Consider the following 1,781-nt stretch of genomic DNA (forward strand, 5'->3'; position numbering starts at 1 on the left):
GCGCAAGGCGCGCAGCCGGCCGCCGCCGCGGGTGAAGGCGGCGAGGGCGCCAAGCCCGAACAACGGCAGCGGCACGGACGGCGCGACCGCCACCGCGATTTCCGAAAACCCCGTGAGGGTGCGCCCGCCGAAGCCACAGCGGTACCTGCGGTCGAAGGCGCGCCGGCCGCTGAAGCGCGTGAGGCCCGCCCGCCGCGCGAGCGTTTTGAAGGCAAGGGCAAGGACAGGGAGCGCGACAACGAGCCGCGCCGCGATAAATTCCAGGGCGACCGTAAAGGTGACCGCAAGGGCGGCCGCGACAAGGGCCGCGAATTCGGCGGCCGCGACAAAGGCGGCCGCGACAAGGGACGCGAGAGCGGGCCGTCGCATCGCCAGTATGCGACCAGTGCATCGCCCCGCGAGCGCGATCGCCCGGTCGATCCCAATTCGCCGTTCGCCAAACTGGCGGCGCTGAAAGAGCAGCTCGCCGGCAACCGCAAGGATTAAAGCGTTTTCAAGCGAAGTGGGTACCGGTTCGCGTGAAGAAAACGCGGCAATAGAAAAGCGTCTTTCCACAGCAGGGCTGTTTGGAGCGCCAGCGTCTCGATAAATGGTTGTGGCACGCGCGGGTGGTGAAGGCGCGCACCTCGGCGGCCGCGCTGGTCGAGGCCGGTCATGTCCGGATCAACGGCGTGCGCGAAAAAGCCCCCGGCCATACCGTGAAGCTTGGCGACGTGTTGACGATCGGGCTCGATCGCAGCGTGCGGATCCTGAAAGTCACGGGATTTTCCGAGCGTCGGGGCGATGCGAGTGCCGCGCGCGTGCTGTACGAGGATTTGCGGGATCGCGAACAATAGTTATCTGGATTCGCGCCGGCAAATGGCCGTTTCCGGCGTCCGGCTTCCCTTGCGGCAGCGCATTTCCTGCGCTACGCAAACCCTGAAAAATGACCGTTTCGGAGCCTTGGATGACTTACGTCGTCACTGAAGCCTGCATCAAATGCAAATATACCGACTGCGTTGAGGTCTGCCCCGTCGATTGCTTCTACGAGGGCGAGAACATGCTGGTCATCCATCCGGACGAATGCATAGACTGCGGCGTTTGCGAACCCGAATGTCCCGCCGACGCCATCAAGCCCGACACCGAACCGGGCCTGGAGAAGTGGCTGGAGGTCAATACCGAATACGCCAAGAGCTGGCCGAACATCACCCAGAAGAAGGAATCCCCGCCCGAAGCGAAGGATTTTGAGGGGATGGATGGCAAGTTCGAGAAATATTTTTCTCCGAACCCCGGGACCGGCGACTGATTGCCGGCCCGGCCTGCCCCGCCGGGGACGGCCAAATCCGGCCCGGCGATTTAACCCTAATGGCGGACTTATAATCAAAAGGTCGCCGTCAGCCCCGGAACAGGGTGTAAATCATTGATTTTTGCGGAAAATGTGCTATATTGCGCAAATTCGAGCCGAACCCGGCCATGTGTTTCTTTTGGCCCCTATCGGTTTCCGTAAAACCATCGAACAGGGGCGTGGTAGTTCCGCGCGCAGGCTGTGTCACAGAAAACGCGTAAAAAGAGTGCGTCCAAGACCTCGAAGAAAGCCGCTGTGGCCCGATCCGGCGCGATCAAAGGCCGTGCCAATACTTCGGTAAAGGAAAAGGCGTCTGCAAAGACTGCCCGAAAGGCCTCGGCCACAAAGTCCTCAAAAAACAAAAGAAGCTCAATGCCAAACAAGACTGCAAGAACCGCCGCGAAAGCGACGGGTTCGAAGACCAATGCTTCGAAGGTCGCTGCCAAGACTGCCTCCA

The 1,781-nt window shown here is 61.3% G+C and carries 3 protein-coding genes and 1 pseudogene; 3 read left to right on the forward strand and 1 reads right to left on the reverse strand.

Features of this window, described 5'->3' with window-relative positions:
* The 3 genes and pseudogenes from WCE35_RS07155 to fdxA form a co-directional block, all read left to right on the forward strand.
* Positions 1-486: pseudogene (locus WCE35_RS07155) on the forward strand (helicase-related protein); the annotation flags it as partial.
* Positions 487-566: 80 nt separating this feature from the next.
* On the forward strand, positions 567-836 hold the full coding sequence (locus WCE35_RS07160; RefSeq protein WP_424592649.1) for an RNA-binding S4 domain-containing protein: 270 nt from the start codon (positions 567-569) through the stop codon (positions 834-836).
* 110 nt (positions 837-946) lie between these two features.
* Positions 947-1,285, forward strand: coding sequence for a ferredoxin FdxA (gene fdxA, locus WCE35_RS07165; RefSeq protein ID WP_424592650.1), 339 nt, complete (start codon positions 947-949; stop codon positions 1,283-1,285).
* A gap of 185 nt (positions 1,286-1,470) precedes the next feature.
* On the opposite strand, the gene WCE35_RS07170 is transcribed toward fdxA, so the two are convergent.
* Positions 1,471-1,781, reverse strand: a 311-nt coding sequence (locus WCE35_RS07170) for a hypothetical protein (RefSeq protein ID WP_424592651.1), incomplete at its 5' end; no start/stop codon positions are given.

This window comes from Bradyrhizobium sp. (assembly GCF_049691595.1).
Taxonomy (GTDB): domain Bacteria; phylum Pseudomonadota; class Alphaproteobacteria; order Rhizobiales; family Xanthobacteraceae; genus Bradyrhizobium.

Coding starts and splice junctions, on each gene's coding strand:
- fdxA (WP_424592650.1), top strand. CDS start 947: ATGACTTACGTCGTCACTGAAGCCTGCATCAAATGCAAATATACCGAC.